20 protein-coding genes and 2 tRNA genes are annotated in these 23,978 nt (G+C 69.2%); 5 read left to right on the top strand and 17 right to left on the bottom strand.

Annotated features, from left to right (window positions below; translation table 11 throughout):
• Nucleotides 1–52: 52 nt before the first annotated feature.
• From ACZ404_RS06280 to ACZ404_RS06235, 10 genes are all read right to left on the bottom strand, one after another.
• Complete coding sequence (locus ACZ404_RS06280) at nucleotides 53–1,552, bottom strand: CYTH and CHAD domain-containing protein (protein WP_468436436.1); 1,500 nt, start codon at nucleotides 1,550–1,552, stop codon at nucleotides 53–55.
• 41 nt (nucleotides 1,553–1,593) lie between these two features.
• Nucleotides 1,594–2,793: a rod shape-determining protein RodA gene (gene rodA / locus ACZ404_RS06275; RefSeq protein ID WP_468436434.1), complete on the bottom strand. Its 1,200-nt coding sequence runs from the start codon at nucleotides 2,791–2,793 to the stop codon at nucleotides 1,594–1,596.
• Nucleotides 2,790–5,039 (bottom strand): penicillin-binding protein 2, encoded by a 2,250-nt coding sequence (mrdA, locus tag ACZ404_RS06270; protein ID WP_468436432.1) that lies wholly within the window; start codon nucleotides 5,037–5,039, stop codon nucleotides 2,790–2,792. The genes rodA and mrdA overlap by 4 nt, the downstream gene beginning before the upstream one ends.
• Before the next feature lie 146 nt (nucleotides 5,040–5,185).
• Entirely contained in the window at nucleotides 5,186–5,863 is a 678-nt protein-coding gene (gene mreD, locus ACZ404_RS06265; protein WP_468436430.1) for a rod shape-determining protein MreD, read from the bottom strand.
• Nucleotides 5,864–5,877: 14 nt separating this feature from the next.
• Nucleotides 5,878–6,816, bottom strand: a complete 939-nt coding sequence (gene mreC / locus ACZ404_RS06260; RefSeq protein ID WP_468436428.1) for a rod shape-determining protein MreC — start codon at nucleotides 6,814–6,816, stop codon at nucleotides 5,878–5,880.
• Nucleotides 6,817–6,984: 168 nt separating this feature from the next.
• Nucleotides 6,985–8,004: a rod shape-determining protein gene (locus tag ACZ404_RS06255; protein ID WP_116151120.1), complete on the bottom strand. Its 1,020-nt coding sequence runs from the start codon at nucleotides 8,002–8,004 to the stop codon at nucleotides 6,985–6,987.
• Nucleotides 8,005–8,319: 315 nt separating this feature from the next.
• Complete coding sequence (gene ndk, locus ACZ404_RS06250; RefSeq protein ID WP_061923039.1) at nucleotides 8,320–8,733, bottom strand: nucleoside-diphosphate kinase; 414 nt, start codon at nucleotides 8,731–8,733, stop codon at nucleotides 8,320–8,322.
• A gap of 61 nt (nucleotides 8,734–8,794) precedes the next feature.
• Nucleotides 8,795–9,148: a DUF4233 domain-containing protein gene (locus tag ACZ404_RS06245; protein ID WP_468436426.1), complete on the bottom strand. Its 354-nt coding sequence runs from the start codon at nucleotides 9,146–9,148 to the stop codon at nucleotides 8,795–8,797.
• Between the two features lie 11 nt (nucleotides 9,149–9,159).
• A complete protein-coding gene (gene folC / locus ACZ404_RS06240) occupies nucleotides 9,160–10,692 on the bottom strand; it encodes a bifunctional tetrahydrofolate synthase/dihydrofolate synthase (protein WP_468436424.1) in 1,533 nt (510 codons plus the stop codon).
• A gap of 317 nt (nucleotides 10,693–11,009) precedes the next feature.
• The gene (locus ACZ404_RS06235) at nucleotides 11,010–13,634 is read right to left on the bottom strand and encodes a valine--tRNA ligase (protein ID WP_468436422.1); all 2,625 of its coding nucleotides are present in this window, start codon (nucleotides 13,632–13,634) and stop codon (nucleotides 11,010–11,012) included.
• A gap of 138 nt (nucleotides 13,635–13,772) precedes the next feature.
• Between ACZ404_RS06235 and ACZ404_RS06230 the strand changes: the two genes are divergently transcribed.
• Nucleotides 13,773–14,807, top strand: coding sequence for a hypothetical protein (locus tag ACZ404_RS06230; protein ID WP_468436420.1), 1,035 nt, complete (start codon nucleotides 13,773–13,775; stop codon nucleotides 14,805–14,807).
• Nucleotides 14,808–14,900: 93 nt separating this feature from the next.
• Here the strand turns inward: ACZ404_RS06230 and clpX are convergent, their stop codons facing one another.
• From clpX to ACZ404_RS06205, 5 genes are all read right to left on the bottom strand, one after another.
• Entirely contained in the window at nucleotides 14,901–16,187 is a 1,287-nt protein-coding gene (gene clpX, locus ACZ404_RS06225) for an ATP-dependent Clp protease ATP-binding subunit ClpX (RefSeq protein WP_468436419.1), read from the bottom strand.
• A 170-nt stretch (nucleotides 16,188–16,357) separates the two neighbouring features.
• Nucleotides 16,358–17,023, bottom strand: a complete 666-nt coding sequence (locus ACZ404_RS06220; protein WP_468437162.1) for an ATP-dependent Clp protease proteolytic subunit — start codon at nucleotides 17,021–17,023, stop codon at nucleotides 16,358–16,360.
• Between the two features lie 70 nt (nucleotides 17,024–17,093).
• Nucleotides 17,094–17,699, bottom strand: a complete 606-nt coding sequence (locus ACZ404_RS06215; protein WP_468437160.1) for an ATP-dependent Clp protease proteolytic subunit — start codon at nucleotides 17,697–17,699, stop codon at nucleotides 17,094–17,096.
• Between the two features lie 229 nt (nucleotides 17,700–17,928).
• Nucleotides 17,929–19,299, bottom strand: a complete 1,371-nt coding sequence (gene tig / locus ACZ404_RS06210; protein WP_468436417.1) for a trigger factor — start codon at nucleotides 19,297–19,299, stop codon at nucleotides 17,929–17,931.
• Nucleotides 19,300–19,476: 177 nt separating this feature from the next.
• Nucleotides 19,477–19,553: transfer RNA gene (locus ACZ404_RS06205), tRNA-Pro, on the bottom strand.
• A gap of 174 nt (nucleotides 19,554–19,727) precedes the next feature.
• Here ACZ404_RS06205 and ACZ404_RS06200 point away from each other — a divergent pair.
• The 3 genes from ACZ404_RS06200 (at nucleotide 19,728) to ACZ404_RS06190 (ending at nucleotide 21,115) form a co-directional block, all read left to right on the top strand.
• Nucleotides 19,728–19,798, top strand: a tRNA-Gly gene (locus ACZ404_RS06200).
• 195 nt (nucleotides 19,799–19,993) lie between these two features.
• A complete protein-coding gene (locus ACZ404_RS06195; protein ID WP_468436415.1) occupies nucleotides 19,994–20,413 on the top strand; it encodes a hypothetical protein in 420 nt (139 codons plus the stop codon).
• 126 nt (nucleotides 20,414–20,539) lie between these two features.
• On the top strand, nucleotides 20,540–21,115 hold the full coding sequence (locus tag ACZ404_RS06190) for a hypothetical protein (RefSeq protein ID WP_468436413.1): 576 nt from the start codon (nucleotides 20,540–20,542) through the stop codon (nucleotides 21,113–21,115).
• Between the two features lie 446 nt (nucleotides 21,116–21,561).
• Here ACZ404_RS06190 and ACZ404_RS06185 read toward each other — a convergent pair whose 3' ends face one another.
• Nucleotides 21,562–21,756 carry a hypothetical protein gene (locus ACZ404_RS06185; protein WP_026178055.1) on the bottom strand — a complete coding sequence of 65 codons (195 nt, stop codon included), beginning with the start codon at nucleotides 21,754–21,756 and terminating at the stop codon, nucleotides 21,562–21,564.
• Nucleotides 21,757–22,289: 533 nt separating this feature from the next.
• On the opposite strand from ACZ404_RS06185, the gene ACZ404_RS06180 reads away from it, so the two are divergent.
• Nucleotides 22,290–23,399: an acyltransferase family protein gene (locus tag ACZ404_RS06180; RefSeq protein WP_468436411.1), complete on the top strand. Its 1,110-nt coding sequence runs from the start codon at nucleotides 22,290–22,292 to the stop codon at nucleotides 23,397–23,399.
• A 92-nt stretch (nucleotides 23,400–23,491) separates the two neighbouring features.
• On the opposite strand, the gene ACZ404_RS06175 is transcribed toward ACZ404_RS06180, so the two are convergent.
• Nucleotides 23,492–23,959, bottom strand: a complete 468-nt coding sequence (locus tag ACZ404_RS06175; protein WP_468436409.1) for an HD domain-containing protein — start codon at nucleotides 23,957–23,959, stop codon at nucleotides 23,492–23,494.
• Nucleotides 23,960–23,978 lie beyond the last annotated feature (19 nt).

Here is a 23,978-nt window from a genome sequence, read left to right as displayed (position 1 = left end):
CTGACAGGGGTGACCATCAAGCGTAACCCGCTCGGCGGCCTCCTCCGTACGCTCAGACGGACGCCCCGGAGTCGATCTTCGCCCAGAGGCCGGGGAGCTCGGCCTCCGCCTCCGCCGCGCGCTGCTCCTCCCTGCCGTGCAGCAGCCCGTAGGTGAAGGCGCTCTCCCCCGCCGCGTGGGCCACGGCGGACAGTTCCCGCAGGGTGTGGCGGGCCATGACGCTGTCCTGGTGGTCGCCGAGGAGGGTGGTGAGGCTCTTCATGGAGGTGGTGAGGGCGCGGGCGGGGCGGCCGAGGGCGGGGGTGGCGGCCTCGGCGGCGTAGCGGGTGCGCTTGGCCTTCTTGCGGGCCTCGTGCAGGGCGAGGTCGCGGTCCGGGCCGGGGGGCAGGGCGAGTGCGCCGGTGACCAGGCGGGCGACCTTGGCGAAGTCCTTGCGTACGGCCTTGGCGAGGATCTTGTCCGGCTTGCCGGTGGCCTTCTTGCGCAGGGGCGGGTCGGCGAGGAGGGCGTCCAGGGTGTCGAGCAGGGCGAGGTGACGGGCGGAGTCCAGGACGGCGATGAGGTGCCCGCGGGTGCTGCTGTGCCGGGCGCCGGCCCAGGTGGTGAGCCGGTGGTGCACGGGGCCGACGACGAGGGTGGGCGGGAGGCCGTCGAGGGCGGTGGTGAGGCGGTCGGCCAGGACCTCCTGGTCGCGGTCGGTGCCGAGCTCGCCGGCCAGCCACTTCAGCTCGGCGGCGACGGGGGCGGTGACGGCGGGGTCGAGGACGGCGCCGAAGGTGCGGAAGGTGCTGCGCATGCGGCGGGTGGCGACTCGCATGCGGTGGACGGAGTCCGGTACGTCGCGGCGGACGGCCGGGTCGCATTCGAGGATGACCTCGCGCTGTTCGCGCAGGTAGGCGAGGAGGTGGTCGGCGGCGGTGACGGGCTGTGCCCGTCCGGTGGTGCGGGTGGGGGCTCCGCCGGTCTGCTGCAGGGCGTGGGCCAGTTTGGAGGAGGACGACGAGGGTCGTACGCCCGCCTTGCGCAGCCGTTTGTCGACCTTGTCGAGGAAGGCGGGGTCGATGCCGTCGGCGAGTTCGACCTCGATCTCGGTCCACTGGGCGGTCCCGCCCGCCCGGTTCAGGCGGTCGGCGGTCACGGTGTCCACGCTGGCCTCGGCGAGCAGGGTGCCGTCGGCGTCGACCAGGTGGCGTACGTCGCGGGCGGAGCGGAGCCGGACCACGGGGACCAGGCCGGCGCCGCGGACCCGGGAGCGGACGAGGGCGGCGATCTCGTCGGGGACGGTGTCGGACAGGGGTGCTCTGATCTCGTCGCGGATGCCGGGGGCGACCGGGAGTTTGAGGTGCCAGCCGGCGTCGGAGCCTCCGGTGCGGCGGCGCAGGGTGAGGGAGGCCGCGGCGAGGCGTTCGTCGGGGGTGTCGTAGTAGGTGGCGTCCAGTTCGACGAGGCCCTTGTCGAGTACGTTCGCCACCCCGCCGACGCCGGTCAGGTCGGGCAGTCCGCTGTCGTCGGATTCGTACTTGCGCTCGATCTCGCGTTTCTCATCCGCCATGAACAGAATCTAGCCGCGTTTGCGCTGATTAGGCCTCCCCTTCAGGCGGACATGGGTCGTTGCACCTTGATGGACTGCAGGAGTCCGACGGCCACCCACACGGCGAACATGGAGGAGCCGCCGTACGACACGAAGGGCAGGGGCAGGCCGGTGACCGGCATGATGCCGAGGGTCATGCCGATGTTCTCGAAGGCCTGGAAGGCGAACCAGGCGACGATCCCGGCGGCGACGATCGTGCCGTACAGCTCGGTGGAGTCGCGGGCGATGCGGCAGGCCCGCCACAGGACGATGCCGAGGAGAAGGATTATCAGTCCGGCGCCGACGAAGCCGAGCTCTTCGCCGGCGACCGTGAAGACGAAGTCGGTCTGCTGCTCGGGGACGAACTGGCCGGTGGTCTGTGAGCCGTGGAAGAGGCCGGCGCCGGTGAGACCGCCGGAGCCGATGGCGATGCGGGCCTGGTTGGTGTTGTAGCCGACGCCGGCGGGGTCGAGGTCGGGGTTGGCGAAGGCGGCGAAGCGGTTGATCTGGTAGGTGTCCAGGATGTGCAGCTGCCAGACGGCGATCGCGCCGATGGCGCCGGCGGCGATGAGGCCGAAGACCCAGCGGTTGGAGGCGCCGGAGGCGAGCAGCACGCCGAGGATGATGACCACCATCACCATGACCGAGCCGAGGTCGGGCATGAGCAGCACGATCAGGATGGGTACGGCGGCGAGCCCCAGGGACTGCACGACCGTGCGGTGGTCGGGGTACTTCTTGTCGCCGGCGTCGACGCGGGCCGCGAGCAGCATGGACATGCCGAGGATGATCGTGATCTTCACGAATTCCGACGGCTGGAGCGAGAAGCCGCCGCCGAGCACGATCCAGGAGTGGGCGCCGTTGACGGTGGAGCCGAGCGGGGTGAGCACGGCGAGGATGCCGAAGACGGACAGGCCGTAGAGGATCGGCACGGCGTTGCGCAGAGCGCGGTGGCCGAGCCAGATGGTGCCGATCATCAGGGCGAGCCCGATGCCGGTGTTCATGAGATGCCGGAGCAGGAAGTAGTACGGGTCGCCCTGGTTGATCTCGGTGCGGTTGCGGGTGGCCGAGTAGACGAGGAGCGAGCCGATTCCCGACAGTGCGAGCGCGGACAGCAGTATCGGCCAGTCCAGCCGGCGGGTCAGCGAGTCGCGGGCGAAGACCCTGGTCCAGCCGGCCCGCTCGGGGCCGTACCCGGAGACGGAGAAGCTGTTGGCGCCGGTCATGTGAGCATCCTCCGGCTGCCCCTCCTGCGGGGCTTTCTGCGGGTGTTGCTGGTGCTGGTGGGTGTGGGCGAGGTGGCCGGGGGCTGCTGGTCGTCGCCGTTGGTGGAGTTGTTCTTCTGGGCGGCCTCGACGTCCTTGGCGGGGTCGCCGGAGACCTTGGGGTTGACGACGGTGCCGTCGGCGCGGACCTTCGGCAGGCTCTTCTGCGGCTCGGGCAGCAGGGCCTTCTTCTTGTCGATGGAGCCGTCGCCCCGGACGCCGTAGAGCGCGCTGTAGATGTTGCGCACGGCCTCACCGGAGGCTCCGGAACCCGTACCGGCCTGGGCGATCGTCATGATCACCGTGTAGTCCTTGGAGTACGTGGCGAGCCAGGAGGTGGTCTGCTTGCCGTAGACCTCCGCGGTACCGGTCTTGCCGTGCAGCGGGATCTTGTTCTGCGGCCAGCCGCCGAACTTCCAGGCGGCGGTACCGCGGGTGATGACGCCGGCGAAGGCGTCGTCCATGCCCTTGAGGGTGGCCTGGGTGACCGGCAGCCGGCCGCGCTTCTTGGGCTTGATCTCCTGCACGCTCTTGCCGTCGGCGCTGATGACGGCCTTGCCGATGGTCGGCTGGTACATGGTGCCGCCGTTGGCGACGGCGCCGTAGATCACCGCCTCCTGGATCGGCGTGACGAGGGTGTCGCCCTGGCCGATGGAGTAGTTGATCTCGTCACCCTCGCGCATCTTGTTGCCCTCGAGGCAGTTCTCGTACGCGATCTTCTCGACGTAGGTGCCGTCCTTCTTGCCGGTCTTGCACCACGCGTCCTTGTTGGCCTTCCAGTAGTTCAGCTTCCACTGGCGGTCGGGGACGCGGCCGGTGACCTCGTTGGGCAGGTCGATGCCGGTCTCCCTGCCGAGGCCGAACTGGTGGGCGGTCTTGAAGAAGTAGTCCTTGGGCTGGCCCTTCTTCGGGTTGATGCCGCCGTCGCGCTTCCACTCCTTGTCGGCCAGACCGTAGAAGACGGTGTCGCAGGAGACCTCCAGGGCGCGGCCCAGGGAGATGGGGCCGAAGTTCTCGCCCTCGAAGTTCTTGAAGACCTGGCTGCCCACCGAGTACGAGCTGGTGCACGGGTAGCGGCCGTCGAACGCGTAGCCGGCGTTGACCGCGGCGGCCGTGGAGACCACCTTGAAGGTCGAGCCGGGTGCGGCCTGACCCTGTATGGCGCGGTTGAGCAGCGGGTAGTCGGACTTCTTCCCGGTGAGGGCCTTGTAGTCCTTGGCGGAGATGCCGCCCACCCACACGTTCGGGTCGTAGGTGGGGGCCGAGGCCATGGCGACGATCCGGCCGGTCTTGGCCTCCATGACGACGACGGCACCGGAGTCGGCCTTGTAGTTCTCGCCGGTGATCTTGTCGTACTGCTGGCGGGCGACCTTCATCGCCTTGTCCAGTTCGTACTCCGCGACGCGCTGGACGCGGGAGTCGATGCTGGTGACCAGGTTGGAGCCGGGCTGGGCCGCGTCCGACCTGGCCTTGCCGATGACCCGGCCGAGGTTGTCCACCTCGTAGCGCGTCACCCCCGCCTTGCCGCGCAGCACCTTGTCGTAGGTGCGCTCCAGGCCGGAGCGGCCGACCATGTCGGAGCGCAGGTAGGGCGAGTCGGTGTCCTTGGCCTTCTGGATCTCGCTGTCGGTGACCGGGGAGAGATACCCGAGGACCTGGGCGGAGTTGGACCTGCCCGGGCCCGGGTAGCGGCGCACGGCCTCGGGTTCGGCGGTGATGCCGGGGAAGTCCTCGGCGCGTTCGCGGATCTGCAGGGCCTGCTTGGGCGTGGCCTCGTCGGTGACCGGGATCGGCTGGTAGGGCGAGCCGTTCCAGCAGGGCTGGGGGGTCTTGGCGTCGCACAGCCGGACCTTCTGCATGACCTCGGCGGGCTTCATGCCGAGGACGCCGGCCAGCTTGGTCAGGACGGCCTTGCCGTCGTCCTTCTGCTTGAGCAGTTCGGTGCGGGAGGCGGAGACGACCAGGCGCGTCTCGTTGTCGGCGAGAGGCACGCCGCGGGCGTCGAGGATGTCTCCGCGCACGGCGGGCTGGACGACCTGCTGGACGTGGTTGCCGGAGGCCTCCTTCTGGTACTCGGCGCCCTCCCGGATCTGCAGGTACCACAGGCGGCCGCCGAGGGTGCCGAGGAGGGAGAGAACGAGGATCTGGATGACGACGAGGCGGGTCTGGACCCGTGGGGTCCGTCCGGTCTCGGGGATGTTGGTCACTGCGGCTGTCTCCCCCTCTCAGTACGCGGATGCGGGTGCGCGGACGGCTGATGCTCGGACGGCGGATGCACCGACGAATGATGAACGACCAGCCTGTGAGGCCGCGTTCCGCGAAAGCTGACTCGTTCGGGTGAACTCGCGGGGGTTCACAGGCGCTTGACCCCCTTGATGCGGCCGACCCGGGCGGAGCGGCTGCGGGCCTTGGCCTTCAGGGCGCCGAGGCCGCCGCGCTGGCTGCCGATGCGCAGGCCGGTGCCGGAGGAGAGCCAGCCGGAGGAGATGTCGCCGGCCTTGGTGGCGGGCCCGACCTCGGCGAGCGGGTCGTTGTCGGAGCGGCGGGCCAGCCACATGATGCCGGGCACCACGAAGGGCGCGAGCAGCAGGTCGTACAGCGCGGCCGAGAACAGCAGGCCGGGCAGGCCGACATGGCGGGCGGCGGTGTCGCCGACCAGGGCGCCGACGCCCGCGTACAGCAGGGTGGAGGCGACGGCGGCGGCGACCACGACGGCCATCGGGCCGGTCGCCGACTTCAGCCGGCCGCTCGCCGGCCGGACGAGCCCGGCGAAGTAGCCGATGACGCACAGCACGAGCGCGTAGCGGCCGGCGGCGTGGTCGGCGGGCGGGGCGAGGTCGGCGAGCAGGCCGGCGCCGAAGCCGACGAGGGCGCCGCCGACATGGCCGTACACCATCGCCAGGCCGAGGACCGTGAGCAGCAGCAGGTCGGGTACGGCGCCCGGCAGGTGCAGCCGGGCGAGCACGCTGACCTGGATCACCAGGGCGACGACGACCAGCGCGGTGGAGAGCAGGATCCGGTTGACACGCATGGAAAAGTCAGCTCCTACTGCTGCTCGCCGTCGGCGGATGCGTTGGCCGAGGGGGTGACCGTGACGGTCACCGTCGGCGTGGGGACCGGTTTGGGCTTGGCCGGCAGGACCTCGTCGCGCGGGTCCTTCTTCGGGGGCTGGACGACCACGCCGACGATGTCGAGCTTGCTGAAGGCGACGTACGGCGTGACGTAGAGCGTACGGGTGAGGCCGCCGCCGGAGGGGTCGACGCGGGAGACCACGCCGACCGGGACGCCCGGCACGAACGGCCTGTCGGCCTGGGAGCCGAAGGTGACGAGGCGGTCGCCCTTCTTCACCTCGGCCTTGCCGTTGAGGAGTTCCACGCGCAGCGGGCGGTCGCCCTGGCCGGAGGCGAAGCCGAGTTCGTCGCCGTTCTCCATGCGGGTGCCGACGGTGAAGTCCGGGTCGTTGGCGAGCAGCACGGTGGCGGTGTCGGGGCCCACGGTGGTGACGCGGCCGACGAGTCCGTCGCCGTTGATGACGGTCATGTCCCGTTTGATGCCGTCGTTCGCGCCGGCGTCGATGGTGATGGTCCAGGAGAAGCCCTGGGCCGCGCCGATGGCGATGACCTGGGCGCCCTTGATGCCGTACTGGCCCTCGCCGGCGATCTTCAGCATCTTGTCGAGCTGCCTGAGGCGGCTGCGGTTGCGGTCGTCGCTGCCGAGCTTGGCCTTGAGGGCGGCGTTCTCCTTCTCCAGCGCGGCGAGCCGGTCGTGGCGGCTGCCGGAGTCGCGGACGGCGGAGATGGCGTTGCCGACCGGGTCGACCGCCGAGGACAGTCCGTTCTCGATGGGGCCGAACGCGGCGGCTGCGGCCTGCCGGGCACCGTCGACCGGGGAGTTCCGGCCCCCGCGGATGTCCACCGTGATCAGCGCGAACGCGATGGCGATCAGCAGGACCAGGAGCAGCCGGCTCTCTTTCGTGTCCCTCACGTGCGGCGGCCGTGCCCTTCCTCAGTAGGAATTCGAGGGGCCCTTTGGGCGGAGCGCGAATGGTGAAACGCAAACCTTTGGGGCCCATTTGGGGGAGCTTGTGCCTCTATATCAACGATCCGCCGCACGAGAGGAGATCATCTCGTACGGCGGAATCGGGGAGTCGCGTCATCTGCGCGGCTGGGCGTCCAGGACCTGCTGGAGCGCCTCGAACTCCTCGACGCACTTGCCGGAGCCGAGCGCCACGCTGTCCAGGGGGTCCTCGGCGATGTGGATCGGCATGCCGGTCTCCCGGCGCAGCCGCTCGTCCAGGCCGCGCAGCAGGGCTCCGCCGCCGGTCAGAACGATTCCTCGGTCCATGATGTCGCCGGACAGCTCCGGCGGGCACTTGTCGAGGGTGGTCTTGACCGCGTCCACGATCGCGTTGACGGGTTCCTCGATCGCCTTGCGGACCTCGGCGGCCGAGATGACGACGGTCTTCGGCAGCCCGGAGACCAGGTCGCGGCCGCGGACCTCGGTGTGCTCGTCGGCGTCGAGCTCGTACGCCGAACCGATCGTGATCTTGATCTGCTCGGCCGTGCGCTCACCCAGCAGGAGGCTGTACTCCTTCTTGATGTACTGGATGATCGCGTTGTCCAGTTCGTCGCCCGCGACGCGGATGGACTGCGCGGTGACGATGCCGCCGAGCGAGATGACCGCGACCTCGGTGGTGCCGCCGCCGATGTCCACCACCATGTTGCCCGTGGCCTCGTGGACCGGCAGGCCGGAGCCGATGGCGGCGGCCATGGGCTCCTCGATGATGTGCACCTGGCGGGCACCGGCCTGGGAGGACGCCTCGATGACGGCGCGGCGCTCGACGCCGGTGATGCCCGAGGGCACGCAGACGACGACGCGCGGCCGGGCGAGGTACCGCCGCTTGTGGATCTTGAGGATGAAGTAGCGGAGCATCCGCTCCGTGATCTCGAAGTCGGCGATGACCCCGTCCTTCAGCGGACGCACCGCGACGATGTTGCCCGGGGTCCGGCCGATCATCTTCTTCGCTTCGGCACCGACCGCGAGGATGCCACCGGTGTTGGTGTTGATCGCGACGACGGACGGCTCGTTGAGCACGATTCCGCGACCCCTGACGTACACCAGCGTGTTGGCGGTCCCGAGGTCGACAGCCATGTCACGGCCGATGAACGACATTGAGTTCCCCATCCGGATTCATCTGGCCTTCCCGGGCTTTTGAGGGCATATCAGGTCGGCGAGGCGGGTGCTGTGACGTGAAGGCTTCCATCGTAAACGCGCCTGCACGAACACTGCGCGAGGGTCTTCGCCATTGTCATCAGATGGCGCGCCGCCTCGCTTGTGGAGACGGTCCATCGGGGGCACACGTTCCCCCGATCGGCAAGGCATATGCCAAGGGACGGCCGAAAACGTACGGCCGTCCCAGGCCGGTTTCACGACGAGGCCTGAGGGCCCGTCAGAAAAAAGGCGGTGGGAAATCCGCTCGCGTGCCGCTCAGGCACGGCCCGGGAAGAAGATCTTCACCTCGCGCTCGGCGGACTCCTCCGAGTCGGAGGCGTGGATCAGGTTCTCGCGGACGATCACGCCGTAGTCCCCGCGGATGGAGCCGGGCGCGGCGGCGATCGGGTCGGTCGGGCCGGCCAGGGCGCGCAGCCCCTCGATGACCCGCTCACCCTCGACGATCATGGCCACGACCGGGCCGGAGGCCATGAACTCCACCAGCGGCTCGTAGAAGGGCTTGCCCTTGTGCTCCCCGTAGTGCTGCTCCAGCGTGTCCTGGTCCAGGGTGCGCAGCTCCAGCGCGGTGATCTGCCAGCCGGCCTTGCGCTCGATACGGCTGATGATCTCGCCGGTCAGGCCACGACGGACGGCGTCGGGCTTGAGGAGGACGAGGGTGCGCTGGCTCACGAGGTGCTCCTTGTCTGCGATGTGCGGTGGCACGAGGTTACAAGAGCGCGCCCTGCGCTCGTCACACAGCGTCAGCCTTGGAGGCGCCGGACTCGGCGAAGCGGGCCTTGGCCTCGTCGATCTTTCTGCCGAAGTGGACCGAGGCCCACCACAGGGCGGCGAACAGCGCGCCCATGAAGAACATCGTCGGCACGAAGACACCCGAGGCGATCAGGGCGATCTGCAGCGCCCAGCCGAGGGCGACCCCGCCCGGCCGGGTCACCACGCCGCACAGCAGCACGCACAGCACCATGGCGATGCCGCTGACCAGCCACACGGTCGACGTGGACAGACCCGGGTCCTTCATGGCCACGAGGCCCGCGAACCCGATGACGAAGAACTCGCCGATCAGCGTCGACGAACACAGCGTACGCACGACGGAACTCCTCAGCCCTTGCCCAGCAGCAGGCGGGCCTCGCCCACCGTGATGACCGACCCGGTGACCAGCACCCCGCCACCGGCGAACTCGCCCTCCTCCTCGGCCAGCGTGATCGCCGCCTCCAGGGCCTCGGGCAGCCGTGGCTCGACCTGCACCCGCTCCTCGCCGAACACCTCGACGGCGATCGCGGCCAGCTCGTCCGCGTCCATGGCGCGGTGGCTGGAGTTCTGCGTGACCACGACCTCCGCGAAGATCGGCTCGAAGGCCTCCAGCAGCCCGCGCACGTTCTTGTCGCCGCTCGCCCCGACCACGCCGATGAGCCGTGTGAAGTCGAATGCCTCCCGCACGGCCTCTGCGGCGGCCTCCGCGCCCGGCGGGTTGTGGGCGGCGTCCAGGACGACGGTGGGAGAGCGCCGTACGACCTCCAGGCGGCCCGGCGAGGAGACGGCCGCGAAGGCCTTGCGGACGGTGTCGATGTCCAGCGGCTCCGCGCGCTGCGCGCCCACGCCGAAGAACGCCTCCACCGCGGCGAGGGCCACGGCCGCGTTGTGCGCCTGGTGGGCTCCGTGCAGCGGGAGGTAGACCTCCTGGTACTCGCCGCCCAGGCCGCGCAGCGTGAGGAGCTGGCCGCCGACGGCGATCTGCCGGGCGGTCACGCCGAACTCCAGGCCCTCGCGGGCCACGGTGGCGTCCACCTCGACGGCCTTCTTCAGCAGCACCTGCGCCGCGTCCACCGGCTGCTGGGCCAGGATCACGGTGGCGTCCTGCTTGATGACGCCGGCCTTCTCACCGGCGATCTCCCCGGGCGTGGAGCCGAGCCGGTCGGTGTGGTCGAGCCCGATGGGGGTGACCACGGCGACGTCCCCGTCGATCACGTTCGTCGCGTCCCAGGAGCCGCCCATGCCGACCTCCACGACGGCCACGTCCACCGGCGCGTCGGCGAAGGCGGCGTACGCCATGCCGGTGAGCACCTCGAAGAAGGACAGCCGGTACTCCTGCGAGGCGTCGACCATCTCGACGTACGGCTTGATGTCCTGGTACGTCTCGATGAACCGCTCGGCCGAGATCGGGGCGCCGTCCAGGCTGATGCGCTCGGTGATCGACTGCACGTGAGGGCTCGTGTACCGCCCGGTGCGCAGCTCGAAGGCGCCGAGCAGGGCCTCGATCATGCGAGCGGTGGAGGTCTTGCCGTTCGTCCCCGTGATGTGGATCGAGGGGTACGACCGCTGCGGCTCGCCCAGCACGTCCATCAGCGCGGCGATCCTGCTGACCGAGGGCTCCAGCTTGGTCTCGCCCCAGCGGGTGGCCAGCTCCGTCTCGACCGCGCGCAGCGCCCTGTCGACCTCCGGGTCCTCGGGGCGCGCCGGTACGTCGGCCTGCGGTGCGCCGCCCTGGGTGCGCAGGGTGCGGCTGCCGGCCTCGATCACCGCCAGGTCGGGGTCGCGGGTGGTCTCGGCCTCGACGATCTCGTCGAAGCCGTCGACTCCGTCGAGGGGGCCGAGGGGGTCGGGGGTGTCGCTGTTGCCCGGGTGGTCGCTCACGGGGTCAGTCTACGAAAGCGGGCGGGGGCTTCGCGGCGCCGGTATGGGGTGGCTTGTCTCGTGGGCCGACTGCGGGCGCGTGGGGGCCGGTCGCGCAGTTCCCGCGCCCCACGGGGGTCGCGGTTCCCGCCGGCTGCTCGCCACCGCAGCCTGCGGGCAGTCGTGCCTCCGGGGCGGCACGGGTGAGTGCTGCGGGTGCCTCCCGTGGGGAGGCACCTCTCGGCGAGCAGCGCCTCTCCCCGGACGCGCGAAGGCCCCCGGACGCGCGAAGGCCCCCGGAACCTCGCGGCTCCGGGGGCCCTGTCGCCTACGGACGGCTACGCCTGCGGCAGCCGCTCCAGCTGGGCGGTGATGCGGGCGATGTCCTCCTCGGCCTTGGCCAGGCGCGTGCGGATCTTGTCGACCACGTTCTCCGGGGCCTTCGCCAGGAACGCCTCGTTGCCGAGCTTGGCGTTGGCCTGGGCCTTCTCCTTCTCGGCGGCGGCCAGGTCCTTCGCCAGCCGCTTGCGCTCGGCGGCCACGTCGATCGTGCCGGACAGGTCGAGCGCGACCTCGGCGCCGGCGACCGGGAGGGTGGCCGTGGCCGTGAAGGCGTCGCCCTCCGGCTGGAGGCGGAGGAGCTGGCGGATGGCGGCCTCGTGCGGGGCCAGCGCCGTGCCGTCGAGAGTCAGGCGGGCCGGGACGCGCTGCCCCGGCTGCAGGCCCTGGTCGGCGCGGAAGCGGCGGACCTCGGTGATGACGGACTGGAGGGACTCGATCTCCCGCTCGGCCGCCCGGTCGCGGAAGCCGCTGTCGGCCGGCCACTCGGCGATGACGATGGACTCGCCGCCGGTGAGGGTGGTCCACAGGGTCTCCGTGACGAACGGGACGACCGGGTGCAGCAGCCTGAGGGTGACGTCGAGGACCTCGCCGAGGACTCGCTTGCTGACCTCGGCCGGTTCGCCACCCGCCTGGAACGTCGTCTTGGACAGCTCGACGTACCAGTCGAAGACCTCGTCCCACGCGAAGTGGAAGAGGGCGTCGGAGAGCTTGGCGAACTGGAAGTCGTCGTAGTACGCGTCGACTTCGGCGACGACCGAGTTGAGGCGGGAGAGGATCCAGCGGTCCGTGGCCGACATCGCGGACGGCTCCGGCAGCGGGCCCTGAACCGTCGCGCCGTTCATCAGCGCGAAGCGGGTCGCGTTCCAGATCTTGTTGGCGAAGTTGCGGGAGCCCTGGACCCAGTCCTCGCCGATCGGGACGTCGACGCCGGGGTTGGCGCCGCGCGCGAGGGTGAAGCGGAGGGCGTCGGAGCCGTACTTGTCCATCCAGTCCAGCGGGTTCACCGCGTTGCCGAAGGACTTCGACATCTTCTTGCCGAACTGGTCGCGGACCATGCCGTGCAGGGCGATGGTGTGGAACGGCGGGGTGCCGTCCATCGCGTACAGCCCGAACATCATCATCCGGGCGACCCAGAAGAAGAGGATGTCGTAGCCGGTGACCAGGACGGAGTTCGGGTAGAACTTCGCGAGCGACTCGGTCTGCTCGGGCCAGCCGAGCGTGGAGAACGGCCAGAGGCCGGAGGAGAACCAGGTGTCGAGGACGTCGGTGTCCTGACGCCAGCCCTCACCGCTCGGCGGCTGCTCGTCGGGCCCGACGCAGACGACCTCACCCTCGGGTCCGTACCAGACCGGGATGCGGTGGCCCCACCACAACTGGCGCGAGATGCACCAGTCGTGGAGGTTGTCGACCCAGTCGAAGTACCGCTTCTCCATCTCCTGCGGGTGGATCTTGACCCGGCCGTCGCGGACGGCGTCACCGGCCGCCTTCGCCAGCGGGCCGACCTTGACCCACCACTGCATGGACAGACGCGGCTCGATGGTGGTCTTGCAGCGCGAGCAGTGGCCGACCGAGTGGACGTACGGCCGCTTCTCGGCGACGATCCGGCCCTCGGCGCGCAGGGCGGCGACGATGGCGGAGCGGGCCTCGAGCCGGTCCAGGCCCTGGAAGGGGCCGTGCGCGGTGATGACGGCGTGCTCGTCCATCACGGTGAGGGACGGCAGGTCGTGCCGCTGGCCGATCTCGAAGTCGTTCGGGTCGTGGGCCGGGGTGACCTTGACGGCGCCGGTGCCGAACTCGGGGTCGACATGGGTGTCGGCGACGACCGGGATGGAGCGGTCGGTGAGCGGGAGCCTGATGAGCTTGCCGACGAGGTGCTTGTACCGCTCGTCCTCGGGGTGCACGGCGACGGCCGTGTCACCGAGCATGGTCTCGGCGCGGGTGGTGGCGACGACGATGGTGTCGTCCCCGTCCCCGTACGTCATGGAGACCAGCTCGCCGTCGTCGTCCTGGTACTCGACCTCGATGTCGGAGATCGCGGTCAGGCAGCGGGGGCACCAGTTGATGATGCGCTCGGCGCGGTAGATCAGCTCGTCGTCGTAGAGGCGCTTGAAGATGGTCTGGACGGCCTGGGAAAGGCCCTCGTCCATGGTGAAGCGCTCACGGGACCAGGCGACGCCGTCGCCCAGGCGGCGCATCTGGCCGCTGATCTGCCCGCCGGACTCGGCCTTCCACTGCCAGACGCGCTCGACGAAGGCGTCCCGGCCCAGGTCGTGCCGCGACTTGCCTTCCTTGCCCAGCTCCCGCTCGACGACGTTCTGCGTGGCGATACCGGCGTGGTCCATGCCGGGCTGCCACAGCGTCTCGTAGCCCTGCATGCGCTTGCGCCTGGTCAGGGCGTCGATGAGGGTGTGCTCGAAGGCGTGCCCGAGGTGCAGGCTGCCGGTGACGTTCGGCGGCGGGATGACGATGGTGTACGGCGGCTTGTCGCTCTTCTCGTCCGCCTCGAAGTAACCGCGCTCTACCCAGCGCTCGTACAGCGGCCCCTCTACATCGGCCGGCGCGTACTGGGTCGGCAGTTCGGTGTCGGGCGCTGGTGGCTGCTGCTGAGCGTTCTCGGTCACGGGGGTCAGTTTAGAGGTGTCACGGGGCCGTCCCGAAACGCGTTTGTTCTGTAACGGTGCGGCCCCCGGTGCCGTGCGGTTCGGGGGGCTGGGCCAGGATGTCAGGAACACATAAGGCATCTGGAGGGGAACCCAGAGATGAGCAACAACCAGCCGGGCCCGTACGGCCAGCCGCCCCAGCAGCCGGGACCGTACGGCCAGCCGGGGCAGCCTGCCCCGTACGGCCAGCCCGGGCCCTACGGCCAGCCGGGCCCGTACGGCCAGCAGCCGCAGGCCCCGCAGCCCGGCTACGGCTACCCCCAGCAGGCCCCTCCGGCTCCCCCGCAGCCCGGGTACGGCTACCCGCAGCAGGGCGGCGTCCCCCCGCAGCCGAACCCGTACGGCCAGCAGCCGGGCCCCTACGGCCAGCAGCCCTACGGCATGCCTCCCCAGGCCCCGCTCCCGGAGGGCGGCAAGAAGAAGACGGGCCTGGTCATCGGCGCGGTGGCCGTCGTCGCGGCGATCGCGGTGGGGGCGTATTTCGTGCTCAGCGGGAGTGGATCGGGTCTGTCCAATGACGGTGCGCACAAGCTGACGACTCCGTCGACCGTGCTCAGTGACTACAAGCGCGTCGGCAAGGGCGGAGAGAGCAGCGACTCGACCACGGTGAAGTACCTGACCAAGGCCGGCGTCAAGGGCGGAAAGGCCGTCGTCGGCCAGTGGTCCACGGCCGACTTCGGCGACTACGACCCGGAGCATCCCGACCCCAGCAAACTGCCCAGCCAGAGCGACCTGCTGACGGCCAAGGGCCTCACCATGGTGGGCGGTTACGGCGAGATCGCGGATCCCGAAGCGGCGCTGGACAAGTACTTCGTCGCCCTCACCCAGCAGATCTCGGACAACAACAAGAAGGTCGACGACAGCGGGTCGTCCGATTCCTCGAGCACCAGCGGCAAGGTCAAGTTGCTCGGCCAGCCGGAGGACGTCGACATCGACGGCGCTCTCATGAAGTGCCAGGCGACGCAGAGCACGAACTCCCTCACGAAGCGGGAGTCGACCGACTGGTTCTGCGTGTGGTCCGACTACAGCACGGTCGCCATGGTGTCCCCGGGCGACAACACGGGAGGTGTCGACAAGGACACGGCGGTTGACATCACCACGAAGGTGCGCGAGGAGATCCGCGTCAAGCTGTGACACCCGCGCGCCGATGTCGAGGCCGACGGTTCGACACGCGCGAAGGGGCCCCGGTCGGGTGACCGGGGCCCCTTCGCGCGTGTCTGGTGGCGGCTACGCCGTCTTCTGCTCCCCCGCCCCCCGGCCGCGGGCGTCTCGGGGGATCAGGGTCGGGTTGACGTTGGAGTGGACGACGTCGGGGGTGATGACCACGCGGGCCACGTCCTTGCGGGACGGGACCTCGTACATGACCGACATCAGGACCTCCTCCATGATGGCGCGCAGGCCGCGGGCGCCGGTCTGGCGGAGGATGGCCTGGTCGGCGATGGCTTCCAGGGCCTCGCGCTCGAAGTCGAGTTCCACGCCGTCGAGTTCGAACAGCCGCTGGTACTGCTTGACCAGGGCGTTGCGGGGCTCGACCAGGATCTTCAGGAGTGCCTCGCGGTCCAGGTTGTGGACCGAGGTGATGACCGGGAGACGGCCGATGAACTCCGGGATCATGCCGAACTTGACCAGGTCCTCCGGCATGACGTCCTCGAAGACGTCCTTGGACTCCAGCTCGCGCTTGGAGCGGATCGTGGCGCCGAAGCCGATGCCCTTCGCTCCCGCCCGGGCCTCGATGATCTTCTCCAGGCCGGCGAAGGCGCCACCCACGATGAACAGGACGTTCGTCGTGTCGATCTGGATGAACTCCTGGTGGGGGTGCTTGCGGCCGCCCTGGGGCGGGACCGAGGCCGTGGTGCCCTCGAGGATCTTGAGGAGGGCCTGCTGGACGCCCTCGCCCGAGACGTCCCGGGTGATCGAGGGGTTCTCGCTCTTCCTCGCCACCTTGTCGATCTCGTCGATGTAGATGATCCCGGTCTCGGCCTTCTTGACGTCGTAGTCGGCCGCCTGGATCAGCTTCAGGAGGATGTTCTCCACGTCCTCGCCGACGTACCCCGCCTCCGTCAGCGCCGTAGCGTCGGCGATCGCGAAGGGCACGTTCAGCATGCGCGCGAGCGTCTGGGCGAGGAGCGTCTTGCCGGAGCCCGTGGGGCCGAGCAGCAGGATGTTGGACTTCGCCAGCTCGATGGCGTCGTCGCGGCCCTGGGCGCCGCCGTTCTCGCCCGCCTGGACCCGCTTGTAGTGGTTGTACACCGCGACCGAGAGCGCCTTCTTGGCGGCCTCCTGGCCGACCACGTAGCCCTCGAGGAACTCGTAGATCTCCCGCGGCTTGGGCAGCTCCTCCCAGCGCACCTCGCTGGTCTCCGCGAGCTCTTCCTCGATGATCTCGTTGCAGAGATCGATGCACTCGTCGCAGATGTACACACCGGGACCTGCGATGAGCTTCTTGACCTGCTTCTGGCTCTTGCCGCAGAACGAGCACTTGAGCAGATCGCCGCCGTCACCGATGCGTGCCACGGTGTGCTTCCCCTTCGCCTGGGAGACGCCCGGACGCTTCCGAGTCCAGCGGCTCCTGGTGCTGCCTTATGTCCGACGGTACCTTGCCGGGCCCCGTGTTCGGGTCCCCCTTGGCAGGGTTCACTTTGACGTGCTCCCTGCCAAGGGGGCCCGCGAGTCGCCGCTCCGCGTCAGCGGACCGAGGCGTTGTTCATCTTCCGGGTGGAGATGATCTGGTCCACGATGCCGTACTCGAGCGCTTCCTCGGCCGTGAGGATCTTGTCGCGCTCGATGTCCTCGCGGACCTGCTCGATCGGCCGGTTGGAGTGCTTGGCCAGCATGTTCTCCAGCTGCTCACGCATCCGGGTGAACTCGTTCGCGATGATCTCCAGGTCGGAGAGCTGACCGCGGCCGGTGGAGCCGGCCGGCTGGTGGATCAGCACGCGGGAGTTCGGCAGCGCCATGCGCTTGCCGGGGGTGCCGGCGGCGAGCAGGATGGCCGCGGCGGAGGCCGCCTGGCCCATGCACACCGTCTGGATGTCCGGCTTCACGAACTGCATGGTGTCGTAGATGGCCGTGAGGGCCGTCATGTCGCCACCGGGGCTGTTGATGTAGATCGAGATGTCCCGGTCGGGGTCCATCGACTCCAGGCACAGCAGCTGCGCCATGACGTCGTTGGCGGACGCGTCGTCGATCTGGACACCCAGGAAGATCACGCGCTCCTCGAAGAGCTTCGCGTACGGGTCGTACTCGCGGATGCCCTGGGAGGTGCGCTCGACGAAGCGCGGAATGACGTAGCGGCTGTCGGGCCGGGGCCCTTCGTACATGCCGCTGGCGGCGCCGGGGAAGTTGCTCATGAGGGTGTTCACCGTCCTGGTGGCGTTCTGGGGGCTGGGGTCGTGGCGGTGCGTGGCGTGGCCGGGCCGGTCAGGCACCGGTGCCGCCGCCTCCCGGAACACCCGAGGCGTGCGTGATGATCTCGTCGATGAGACCGTACTCCTTGGCCTCTTCCGGGGTGAACCAGCGGTCGCGGTCGCCGTCGCGGATGATCGTCTCGACCGTCTGGCCGGAGTGCAGCGCGGTCAGCTCGGACATGCGCTTCTTGGTGCGCATCAGGTACTCGGCCTGGATCTTGATGTCCGAGACCGTGCCACCGAGGCCCGCGGAGCCCTGGTGCATCATGATGTCGGCGTGGGGCAGCGCGAAGCGCTTGCCGGCGCTCCCGCCGGTGAGCAGGAACTGGCCCATCGAGGCCGCCATGCCCATGGCGATCGTGACCACGTCGTTCGGGATGTACTGCATGGTGTCGTAGATCGCCATGCCGGCCGTCACCGAGCCACCGGGGCTGTTGATGTACAGGTAGATGTCCTTGTCCGGCTCGGCGGCAAGGAGCAGCAGCTGTGCGGTGATCTTGTTCGCGATGTCGTCGTCAACCTGCTGGCCGAGGAAGATGATCCGCTCGTTGAGCAGCCGGTTGTAGACCTGGTCGCCGAGGCCACCACCGATGGAAGGCTCGCCGGCGGCGGAGGGCATCAGATTCGTCACGTATCCACCTGCTCGTCTTGCGACGGCGCCGGGCCGTCTCATTGTTCTGCCTTTCATGGACCCTAACGCGATGGTCCCTTCGGGGAATCCCGGGAATGCGGGTGTTCGCCGGGGGCGTAGCGCGTGGGGCTCCGCTGTCGCCCCATAGACGACGAACGGGCCCCGGGGACAGTCCCCAGGGCCCGTCGTACGCGCTTCAGAGGCGCCGTGGGGCCGCTCAGCCCTCGGCGTTCTCCTCGGAGGTCTCCGACGCCTCGGCGGCCTCGGTCTCCTCCTCCTCGTCGTCCAGGTCGACGATCTCGCCGTTGGTGTCCTTCACCGTGGCGGCCTCGACCACGACGGCCAGGGCCTTGCCACGGGCGACCTCGCCGACCAGGAGCGGCACCTGGCCGCCCTCGACGACGGCCTGGGCGAACTGGTCGGGGGACATGCCGGAGGAGGCCGCACGCCGCATGAGGTGCTCGGTGAGCTCCTCCTGGTTGACGTTGAGGTTCTCCTTCTTGACCAGCTCGTCGAGGACGAACTGGGTCTTGATGCCCTTGACCGCGGCCTCGCGGGTCTCGGCCTCGAACTCCTCGGCGGTCTTGCCCTGGATCTCCAGGTACTTCTCGAGGGTGAGACCCATCTGGCCGAGCTGGTGGTGCTCCAGGTTGTGCTTGCGGGTGTTGATCTCGTCCTCGAGCAGCTTCTCGGGGACCGGGACCTCGACCAGCTCGAGCAGCTTCTCCAGGACGCGCTCCTGGGCCTGGGTGGCCTGGTCGTACTGCTTCATGTTGGCCAGGCGCTTGCGGCTGTCGGCCTTCAGCTCGTCCAGGGTGTCGAACTCGGAGGCGAGCTGCGCGAACTCGTCGTCCAGCTCGGGCAGCTCACGCTTGGCGACCTGGGTGACCTTGACGGTGACCTCGGCCTCCTTGCCCGCGGCGGAGCCGCCCTTGAGCTCGGAGGTGAAGGTGGCCTCCTCGCCGGCGGACAGGCCCTTGACGGCCTCGTCGATGCCGTCGAGCAGCTCGCCGGAGCCGATGGTGTAGGAGACGCCCTGGGCGACGCCGTCCTCGAGGACCTCGCCGTCGACCTTGGCCTCGAGGTCGACGGTGACGACGTCGTCGTCCTCGGCGGCGCGCTCGACCGGGGTGGTGGAGGCGAAGCGCTCACGGAGCTGCTCGACCGACTTCTCGACGTCCTCGTCGGTGACCTCGACGGCGTCGACCTCGACCTCGATGCCCGAGTAGTCCGGGATCTCCAGGGCCGGGCGGACGTCGACCTCGGCGGTGAAGTTCAGCGTCTCGCCGTCCTTCAGCTCGGTGATGTCGACCTCGGGCTGGCCCAGGGGGCTGAGCTCGGCCTCGTTGACCGCGTCGGTGTAGAACTTCGGCAGCGCGTCGTTGACGGCCTCCTCCAGGACCGCACCGCGGCCGAACCGCTGGTCGATGACGCGGGCCGGGATCTTGCCCTTGCGGAAGCCCTTCACCGTGACCTGCTGGTTGATCTTCTTGTACGCCGCGTCGAGGCTGTCCTTGAGCTCCTCGAAGGGCACCTCGACAGTGAGCCGAACCCGGGTCGGGTTCAGGGTCTCCACGGCGCTCTTCACGGTTCGGTCTCCTTGTGGCTGACTTCTTGGGTTCTGCCGAGCCAGACAGGTCCGGCGGATTCGCCGCCCGGAGGAGTCGTAGGCCGTGAGGGCCGGGTCACACGGGCGCGCAGCTTGCATAGTAACCGCAGGCGGTCGGCGCCCCAAAAGGCGATCACCGAGGGGTACCTCGGTCGGTGGTCGGGGTGGCGGGATTTGAACCCACGGCCTTCCGCTCCCAAAGCGGACGCGCTACCAAGCTGCGCCACACCCCGTTCGGTGCGACACGTAGGGTACATGGCCGGGCCGGATCCGTCGGCTGCTTTGCCGGCCGCCTCGCCGACGGTCGCAGGCGCGGCATCTGCGCAGTCCAACACGTTGGCCTCCGCGGTGTGCGACCCGCTACGATGCAGTGCAGTGCCGCGGTCACCGACCTGCGGCGCAGTGCTGCGGGCGTAGCTCAATGGTAGAGCCCTAGTCTTCCAAACTAGCTACGCGGGTTCGATTCCCGTCGCCCGCTCTGGACGCCGAAGGCCCAGGTCAGGTAGTGAATTTCCTGCCCCTGGGCCTTCGATCGTTTCCCGGGCTGTTCAGCCCTGCGTGTCCCCCGCGTGCCCCTCGCGCTTTCCGCGTCCCTTGTCGACCAGGGCGCTCAGCGCGTCGGCGATCAGCCGCTCACGGTCGGCACCGGCGTGCTGGTAGATCAGCGCGGCGCGTGGCCGCAGCCAGCTTCACGCGGCAGGACCAGGCGGATGCGGCGTGGATCGCGGCAGACCGGGCATTGCAGGCAGCCGAACTAGCAGGCCAGCCGTTGGAGGTGGTCGCGAGTCTGTTTCGCATGTCGCATGCCTTCATGAGGCAGCAGCACATGGAGCAGGCGGAGCAAGCGGCGAAGTCCGCTGCGGCCGTCATGGCGCCGAGGGCAGAGGCGCCGGCATGCCCGCCGGAGGAGCTGTCGCTGTTGGGCGCCATGAACCTGGTCCTTGCGGTGATCAACGCTAGGGAGGGGAACCGGGCTCGGACCCATGAGCACATCGAGCGGGCGCGAGGGATCGCGGCACGGTCGGGTGAGGACCGCAACGACTGGCCCAGGGCGAGAAGACGCGGTACGCCGCGCGTGAACCTGAGCCCGTAGGCCACTAGTCCGACTCGTTGATATATAGGCGTGTTATCCCAAAACGTGCCAAATGATCCTGCGTGTGCAGTTCAAGCTCGCATCGGATGCAGGAGACATCCGAAACGCTTGGAACAAGGAGCACACATGAGTCCTGACCACAGGACACCTACGCCGTCCGGGCCCCTGCTGCGAGGCAAGCGCAAGAAGATTGGCGGGATCGCCACAACCGCGCTGCTGGTGGCGATCGGACTGGTGACCCCCGCCGCGGCCATCGCACACACCGCGACTGGCCACGCGTCCGCCGACGGTAAGTGCGAGAAACCTGGCATGGGGGCGCTGCACAAGTGCAGGGGGCCGAGGCCGCCAAAGCCGACCCCGACCCCGACCCCGCCGCCAACAGGCTGCAACGACATCGACTCAGCAGTTCAGGGGATGACCAAGTACGTCTCGGTGGTTTGTGGCGGGCAGGTGCGGGTCCTGTCCGTCAATGAGGCTGGTCCGAATCCGCCGACCCCTGTTGCCAACGGAAGCGGCGTCTTCTGGCAGCTGGTGGGAGGCCCGACCAACGTATTCGACGCCACGCTGTCGGTATTCGATGCTCGCCTCCTGGTCACCGAGCTGACGTCAACAGGAGAGGTGTGGCAGGGGGTGTGCAACTCAACGCTGCCGCTCACGGTACCGTGCACCTTCACGCGGATGCCCACGCCACCGAACACGTAACGAACCTGCTCACGGCGATCCTGTGGACTGTCGGAAGCATGCGGCGGTCCGCTCACCACCGTGGCAACATCGGCCGGCTGGGCGACACCGTGTCCCTGACGTGCCCTTGGAGGCGGTAGCCGATGGGGCACAAGGGGGAACAGCGGGGATGGCAGGCCTTAACGGCAGCTCAGCGGAAGGCCAGCTCAGCCACAACCCGCGTACGCGATCTTCAAACTAGCTACGCGGGTTCGATTCCCGTCGCCCGCTCTGGACGCCGAAGGCCCAGGTGAGAGGTTGGCTCCTCTCCCTGGGCCTTCTGCTGTTCCCGGGGATTCGTGCGTCCCGGGGCAGCGGGCGCCGGGGAGCGCGGTCGGCGGTGATCGGCGTCGCGCCGGTTCGGCGGGGGTGGCCACGGAGGACGCGGGGCCCGGGGTTCCTTGCCGGCGTCCCCGCCGGGGTGGCACTCAGAAGCTGATCGAGTTGATCGTTTCCGCTATCGAGTTCAGGAAGCGGTTGATGGAAGGGGCCATGCCGGTCGAGGCGAGGAAGAAGCCGAAGAGGATGGCGACGATGGCCGGGCCCGCCTTGATGCTCCCCCCTCGGATCAGCACCACCAGGATGATCGCCAACAGCAGCACCACAGACAGTGAAATGGCCACAACTGATCACACCCTCGGTCGGTCCGCTCTCCCGGCCGCGGGGCACGACCCCGCGCGCCCCTGCCAGAACCATCGTGCCACCAACACGGCCAGGCTATGCGGCCCGTGACACAACGTTGGGTGCCGGGCCGCCGGCATCCAAGCGGCGGACGGGAATTCGACAGCGCACCCGCAGGTGACTCCACAGGAAATCACGCAAGTTCGTTTCCGTGCCCACACATCTTGTGCGCAGGTAATTCGAATTGATGGCACAGAGGTGACGTATGCCCCAATTAGTCGGTATGAATCGGGACATCGAGGGTGAATGAACGGCATCGATGTGTGCGCCATCACGTCGACCAGGGTGGCAAGTTATGCAAATCAGGGGGTACCCGAACGCGATAACCAGGAATGACCACGCGGGTTTTACGGAATCCACAGTCGACGCTAGGGTGCCTGAGATGTTTGACGCCGCCTCGTCCCCCGGCCAGAACCGCAGGCCACTCCCCCCGGCACAGTCGCCGGCCGACGGAGTGCCCGGCCCGCGTACCCCGATGAGTACACAGACGCCCCGGACGAAGGCGGACAGACCCGGCAAACAACCCAACGGCATGCAGCGCGACGCGTTCTTCGACAACGCCAAGTACCTGGCGATCGTGCTCGTCGCGATGGGTCACTCCTGGGAGCCGCTGAAGGGCGACAGCCGGATCCTGGAGAGCCTCTACGAGGTGGTGTACGCCTTCCACATGCCGGCGTTCATCATCATCTCCGGCTTCTTCTCCCGCAGCTTCGACATGCGCCCGGACCGGCTGAAGCGCCTGATCACGGGCGTCGCCGTGCCGTACATCCTGTTCGAGACGGCGTACCCGCTCTTCAAGAACGCCGTCGACGGTTCCCACGAGGACATCAGCCTCCTCGACCCGTGGTACCTGACCTGGTTCCTGGTCGCCCTGTTCGTCTGGCGGATCACCACCCCGGTGTGGAAACTGGTGCGCTGGCCGCTGCCGTTGGCCATCGGCATCGCCATGCTCGCGACCGTCACCCCGAGCATCGGTGACGACCTCGACCTGCAGCGCGTCCTGCAGTTCCTCCCCTACTTCGTGCTGGGCCTGAGCATGAAGCCGGAGCACTTCCACATGGTGCGCCGCCGCTGGGTGCGGATCGCCTCGGTTCCGGTGTTCGCCGCCGCGCTCGCGGTCGGCTGGTGGGCGGTGCCGCGCATGAACACCTCGTGGTTCTACCACCGCGACTCCGCGCAGGAACTGGGCGCCCCGTGGTGGTGCGGCCCGGTGATGGTGCTCGCGCTGATGGGCTGCTCGCTGCTGCTGACGGCCTGCTTCTTCGCCTGGGTGCCGCGCCGCCCGATGTGGTTCACGGCGCTCGGCGCGGGCACCCTGTACGGCTATCTGCTGCACGGCTTCCTGGTGAAGTTCGCCGACTTCCGCGGCTGGTTCGACCACGCCTGGCTGCACCGCCCGCTCGGCGAGATCCTGGTCACCGTCCTCGCGGCCGCCGCCGTCACCCTGCTGTGCACCCGACCCGTGCAGCGCGTGTTCCGCTTCGCCATGGAGCCGAGGATGGAGTGGGCGTTCCGGCAGGACGCGGCCGAACTGGCCCGTGAGCGCCAGACGAAGGAGCGTGCCCGGGAGACGGTCGGCGCCTGACGCCGCGCCGGACTCCCGGACCGGGCCCGGCTTCCGGCTCACGCCCGGACTTCCGGCTCACGCCCGTCCGGCTGCCCCGTCCTCGTCCCCCCTCACCGCAGACCGAGGAGTGCGCGCATCCGTGCGTACTTCTCGGTCAGTCGTTTCCGGGTCTCCTCCGGCAGGACCGCCAGCCGCTCCGGGTCGGCGTTGTGCGCCAGGTCGGCCTGTTTCACCAGCAGGGCGCCGGGGGTGGCGAGGACACGGTCCGCGTACGCCTCCGGGTCCTCGCCGGGCCGCTTGGTGAGGGCGTCCACGATGGCCTTCGTACGCGGAGTGAGAGCCGCCCGCGCCAGCCACTCCCGGGTGAGCGCGTCGTCCTCGACCGCGTCGTGCAGCCAGGCCGCCGCGATCTGATCGGTGTCACCGCCGCGGGTGCGGGTGCCTTCGGCCACGGCGGCGAGGTGCTCGGCGTACGGCCGTCCCGCCTTGTCGGTCTGCCCCGCGTGGGCGGCCCGTGCGATCGCCTCGACCTCGGCCAGGGGGAGGGACGCCGCCGGCTCTGTGTCTCCCGTTGTCATGCCCCCAGTCTCTCGCGCC

Source organism: Streptomyces sp. NPDC030798, from assembly GCF_055572275.1.
This window is presented reverse-complemented; position numbering and strand designations above follow the sequence as displayed.

Bases quoted from the DNA above. Each gene is read 5' to 3' on its own strand.
- ACZ404_RS06220 (WP_468437162.1), bottom strand. From the start codon at position 17,023: ATGAGCAACTTCCCCGGCGCCGCCAGCGGCATGTACGAAGGGCCCCGG.
- ACZ404_RS06230 (WP_468436420.1), top strand. From the start codon at position 13,773: ATGAGCAACAACCAGCCGGGCCCGTACGGCCAGCCGCCCCAGCAGCCG.
- rodA (WP_468436434.1), bottom strand. From the start codon at position 2,793: ATGACCGGCGCCAACAGCTTCTCCGTCTCCGGGTACGGCCCCGAGCGG.
- ACZ404_RS06215 (WP_468437160.1), bottom strand. From the start codon at position 17,699: ATGCCCTCCGCCGCCGGCGAGCCTTCCATCGGTGGTGGCCTCGGCGAC.
- ACZ404_RS06180 (WP_468436411.1), top strand. From the start codon at position 22,290: ATGAGTACACAGACGCCCCGGACGAAGGCGGACAGACCCGGCAAACAA.
- ACZ404_RS06280 (WP_468436436.1), bottom strand. From the start codon at position 1,552: ATGGCGGATGAGAAACGCGAGATCGAGCGCAAGTACGAATCCGACGAC.
- mreD (WP_468436430.1), bottom strand. From the start codon at position 5,863: ATGCGTGTCAACCGGATCCTGCTCTCCACCGCGCTGGTCGTCGTCGCC.
- ACZ404_RS06255 (WP_116151120.1), bottom strand. From the start codon at position 8,004: ATGTCGTTCATCGGCCGTGACATGGCTGTCGACCTCGGGACCGCCAAC.
- ACZ404_RS06175 (WP_468436409.1), bottom strand. From the start codon at position 23,959: ATGACAACGGGAGACACAGAGCCGGCGGCGTCCCTCCCCCTGGCCGAG.
- ACZ404_RS06190 (WP_468436413.1), top strand. From the start codon at position 20,540: ATGAGTCCTGACCACAGGACACCTACGCCGTCCGGGCCCCTGCTGCGA.